Source organism: Streptomyces sp. CRN 30, assembly GCF_034105845.1.
On record NZ_JAVRHI010000484.1, the window covers coordinates 1 to 4,920 of the forward strand.

Here is a 4,920-nt window from a genome sequence, read left to right on the forward strand (position 1 = left end):
CGGGAGGGGAGGCGCGGGGAGCGTGACGGCCGCCGTACGGGCGCGTCGCCAGGCGTGGGCGACCCGCAGCCGGCCCGCGAGCAGCAGGCAGTGGAAGCGGAGGTCCGCGGCCGGGCCCGCCGGGGGGAACGGGACACGGCGCGGCCGGTGCCGCAGACGCGCGAGCTCCAGTCGTTGCAGCGTCACGACCGTGCGCCAGAGCGCCGCCGCGGGCGGGTGCTGGCCGCCGAGGTGCGCGGCCTCCGTCAGCCACGCGTCCGCCCGGTCCGCCAGCGCGCGCACCAGGGCGGTGACCCGCTCGCTCCGCTGGGGCTGCCGCAGGTCGTCGGCGGTCACCCCGAACTCGTCCAGGACGTCGTGCGGCAGTTTGACGGACCCCTGCCGGGCGTCCTCGCGCAGGGAGCGCAGGGCGTCGAGGAGGTGGTAGGCGTCGCTCCAGCGGCGCAGCGCGTCGGCGTCCCGCTCGGTGAAGGACAGGCCCGGGCCGCTGAGCAGCCCCAGCAGCCGGGAGACGCCGAAGGGGAACGACAGCCTGTCCCAGTACGCGTGCCAGTCCTCCCAGGTGAGCAGGCGGGTCTCGCGCGCCTCGTCCGTCCGGTGCCCGGCGGCCATGGCCGACAGTCCGTCGCCGGGCAGCTCCCACCGCCAGACCGCGTCCACCAGCGCCGCCCGCACCGGGTCGGCGCTGCGGCCGCGCCGCAGGTCGGTCTCCAGGGCGCGGCTGTAGGCGCCCACCCGCTCCGTCCGCCGCCGCGCCGTGTCGTCCGGGGCGTCGGCGAGGTCGTCCACGGTGCGGCCGTAGCCGTACACCGCCCACAGCAGCGGCCGCAGTCCGGCCGGGAGCAGCCGGACGATCGCGCGGTCCAGCCGGCTCGAGCGCCGCACCAGCCGGCGGCAGGTCTCGTAGCCGGCGCGCACCTCCGGATCGGTGATCCCGGCCAGCCGGTAGACCCGTCCAGGGCCCGGCCCGGGGCGCGGCCGCCGCACGACGGGAGGAGGCGCGGGCGGTGGCGGACTCACGGCGCGGGCCTGCCCCGGCACACCACCGAACGCCCGTTCCCGCGCCCCACCGCGGAGCGAACGTTCCGGCACGCCGTCGAGCCCCCGGCGCGGTCCGGCCGACGAGCCCTTCCGGCCGGCCGTGCGCACGCCGTGCGCCACCAGTCCGGCCAGGGACAGCGCGGCAGCCCAGCACAGCCCCAGCAGCAGGTGCCGCCACGGCGTGCCACCGCCGGCGACGGCGGACACGGCGGCCTGCATGGCGCCGTACGCGGGCAGCAGCCGCACCGCCGGAGCGTCCGCGAAGGGGCTGGCGACCGGGTTCTGCAGGGTCAGGTCGACGAACCCGACCGTGGTCACCAGGAACAGCCCCCACGGTTCGCTGCGCGTCACCGAGGCCAGCAGGATGCCGACGGCGCCGTAGCCGAGGGCGCCGACGCAGAGCGCCGCCGCCAGGACGTCGATCCGCTCCGGGCGCCCGAAGACGCACACCCACGCGGTGGCGTACCCGGCGGTCGACACCGCCCACAGCAGCAGCACCGCCCCCTGCGCCGGCACCAGGCAGCCGCGCGGACACCCGGCCCTGGCCAGCCGGCCGTAGAAGACCGCGCTCCGGCCGGTGGACAGGAACATCATGAAGCCGACCACGAGGGTCAGGGAGTGCAGGGCCCCCGACAACTGGGCGACCACGTCCGCGTCGAGCAGCACCGGGCGGCCCGTCGGGCGCAGTGGGAAGAGCACCGGGTCCGCGGGCAGCACCAGGTGGGCCAGCCACAGCCACAGCGGGACGATCAGCACCGTCGGCACCAGCGCCGCACGGTTGCGCGCCTGCTCCAGCACCGCCTGCCGGACCGCCGTGCGCAGGCACCACCACCAGCGGCTCATGGCGCCGCCCCCGCGCCGTCCGGTGCGGCGGGCAGCGGTGGTGCGATGGGGACGGGCGGACCCGGGGAAGGGATCTTCACACGATCCCCAACGAGGTGCGGGCACGGCGGTGTCGTGACACCCGCGACGACCGCTCGAAACAACGACGCGTCAACGGTCGTGCGGCCGCGCGACGAAACGGCCGCCCCGCCCGCCGTCCACCCCCGCGACCCGTCCGCCGTTCACCCCCGCGCCCCGGCCAGCCGCGCCGTCCGCTCGGCGAGGTCGCCGATCCGGGCCCCGTCGAAGCCGAACACCGCGCTGCGCACCGTGTCCTCCAGCGGTTCCGTCCACTGCGCGGGGATCGCCCGCGCCCCGCACAGGACGCCGGCCACCGAGCCCGCGGTCGCGCCGTTGGAGTCGGTGTCGAGCCCGCCGCGCACGGTGAGGGCTACCGTCCTCGTGAAGTCCCCGTCGCCGTACAGCAGTCCCGCCGTGAGGACCGCGGCGTTGGGGACCGTGTGGATCCAGCCGAGCCCGGCCGTCTCCTCGGACAGCGTGCCGAGCGTGTCCGCCCAGCCGAGCCCGGCCTCGTGCAGCGAGAGCACCCGGCGCACGGTGCGGGCGAGGCGGCTGCCCGCCGGGATCACCGAGAGGGCCGTGTCGAGCGCGGTGCGCACCCCCGGCGCGGTGAACGCGGCCGCGATCAGCGCCGCCGCCCACATCGCGCCGTACACGCCGTTGCCGGTGTGCGAGAGCACCGCGTCCCGGCGCGCCGACGAGGCGGCTGCGCGCGGATCGCCGGGGTGGGTCCAGCCGTGGATGTCGGCGCGGATGAGGGCGCCGATCCACTCCTGGTACGGGTTGTCGTACGTGGCGGTGAGCGGTGGCCTGAGCCCGGCCGTGAGGTTGCGGTACGCGGCGCGCTCCGCCGTGAACGTCTGCAGGTAGGGCAGCCGCAGCAGCCACCGGTCGCCGACCTGCTCGGTGGTGAAGCCGAAACCGTGCGTCTCCAGCAGGTCCAGGCCGAGGATCGCGTAGTCCACGTCGTCGTCGCGGCAACTGCCGTGCACGCGGCCGCGGACACAGGCGCGCCACTCCGGGCGCAGCGCGCGCTCGTCCGACGCGTCGACGGGTTCGGGCAGGTAGTCGGTGAGCGGCAGGGCGCCGGCCCGCCGCAGGTAGCGGTCGATGCGCTCGCGCGTCCAGTGGTCGCCGCGCTCGACCGGCTTGCCGAGCATGTTGCCCGCGATCCGGCCCAGCCAGCCTCCGTGCACGCGGTCGGCGAGGTCGGTGCCCCCAGGTGTCATACCCCAGTCATACCTGCGCGGGCCGGATCCGCACCCCCGTGCGCCGCCCCGCCCGCGTCAACCTCGGGCCCGGCCCCGCGTCAACCTACGTCCGCCTACCCGGCAGCATGAGATGTTCGTCTGGTTTACTGCCGGCCGTCCGCTTGGTCCCGTGGTCCCGGACGGCCGTCGCGCCGCGTGACTACCGGGATCCCCGCACGCACTCCCCGGGAGCGTCATGAAAGCGCCGCGCCGTACGATCGCACGCACCGTCCCCTTCCTGACCGGCCTCCTCACCGTCCTCCTGGCCGGTGCCCCCGCGCACGCGGCGAAGGCGCCCCCGCCCGTCGTGCGGACCGGCGACGTGAGCGTCCTGACCGGGGACTACGACATCCTGGAGGACGTGCTGGAGCACATCACCATGAAGGACGGCGACGGCCCCACGGCGCACCAGATCTACGACTACTCCGGGGGCGCCTCCCAGGGCGGCGCCGACGTCCCGGAGTGAGCCCCGCTCGCGGTGCGTCCCCCGCTGGGCAGCGGCACCCCCCTCCGGTTAGGGTCACAGCGCCGTGACTGCCTTGACATGTGCAAGGCCGGACAAGCGAGGGGAACGCAGAGTGCGCGTGCTGATCGCCGCTGACAAGTTCAAGGGGTCACTGACCGCCGTACAGGTCGCCGAGCGGGTCACGGCGGGACTGCGCCGGGCCGTGCCCGAGGCCGTCGTCGAGTCGCTGCCCGTGGCCGACGGCGGCGAGGGCACCGTGGACGCGGCGGTCGCGGCCGGGTTCGAGCGGCGCGAGGCGCGGGTCGCCGGACCGCTCGGCGAGCCCGTCACGGCGGCCTACGCCCTGCGCGACGGCACCGCCGTGGTGGAGATGGCCGAGGCCGGCGGTCTGCAGCGGCTGCCCGCCGGGGTCCTCGCACCGCTCACCGCCTCGACGTACGGAGCGGGCGAACTGCTGCGCGCCGCGCTGGACGCCGGGGCCACCACCCTCGTGTTCGGTGTCGGCGGCAGCGCCACCACCGACGGCGGCGCCGGGATGCTCACCGCGCTCGGGGCGCGCTTCCTGGACGCCGACGGACAGCCGGTCGGGCCCGGGGGCGGGGCGCTGCGCGAGGTGGCGACCGCCGACCTGTCCGGGCTCGACCCCCGGTTCGCCGAGGTCGGGTTCGTGCTCGCGAGCGACGTCGACAACCCGCTCACCGGGCCCGGGGGCGCGCCCGCCGTGTACGGCCCGCAGAAGGGGGCGAGCCCCCAGGACGTGCAGGTGCTCGACGCGGCGCTGTCCCGCTTCGCGCAGGTCCTGGAGGAGGCGATCGGCCCCAGGGCCGCCGAGTACGCCCTCGCGCCGGGCGCCGGCGCCGCCGGCGGGATCGGCTACGGCGCCCTCGTCCTCGGCGCCCGCTTCCGGCCCGGCATCGAGGTCATGCTCGACGTCCTCGGTTTCGCCCCCGCGCTGGAGCGGGCCACGCTGGTGATCACCGGCGAGGGCTCCCTCGACGAGCAGACCCTGCACGGCAAGGCGCCCGCGGGCGTCGCCGCCGCCGCGCGCGCCGCGGGCAAGGAGGTCGTCGCGGTCTGCGGGCGCCTGGCGCTGGCCCCGCAGGCGCTCGGCCGGGCCGGCATCCGCCGCGCCTACCCGCTCACCGACGTCGAGCCGGACGTCCAGCGGTGCATCGCCCAGGCGGGACCGATCCTGGAGGACGTGGCGGAACGGATCGCGCGGGACTTCCTGGGCTGACACGGGCTCTGCCCGGTCGCGGG

The 4,920-nt window shown here is 76.6% G+C and carries 4 protein-coding genes; 2 read left to right on the forward strand and 2 right to left on the reverse strand.

From position 1 onward, the window contains the following. Positions 1 to 1,884: phytoene/squalene synthase family protein (locus UW392_RS54670; RefSeq protein ID WP_320782947.1), on the reverse strand; the 1,884-nt coding region annotated here is incomplete at its 3' end. Between the two features lie 221 nt (positions 1,885 to 2,105). Next, positions 2,106 to 3,173 (reverse strand): ADP-ribosylglycohydrolase family protein, encoded by a 1,068-nt coding sequence (locus UW392_RS54675; RefSeq protein WP_320782948.1) that lies wholly within the window; start codon positions 3,171 to 3,173, stop codon positions 2,106 to 2,108. A 217-nt stretch (positions 3,174 to 3,390) separates the two neighbouring features. On the opposite strand from UW392_RS54675, the gene UW392_RS54680 reads away from it, so the two are divergent. Further along, the gene (locus tag UW392_RS54680; RefSeq protein ID WP_320782949.1) at positions 3,391 to 3,660 is read left to right on the forward strand and encodes a hypothetical protein; all 270 of its coding nucleotides are present in this window, start codon (positions 3,391 to 3,393) and stop codon (positions 3,658 to 3,660) included. 118 nt (positions 3,661 to 3,778) lie between these two features. After that, the gene (locus UW392_RS54685) at positions 3,779 to 4,897 is read left to right on the forward strand and encodes a glycerate kinase (protein WP_320782950.1); all 1,119 of its coding nucleotides are present in this window, start codon (positions 3,779 to 3,781) and stop codon (positions 4,895 to 4,897) included. Positions 4,898 to 4,920: the final 23 nt, after the last annotated feature.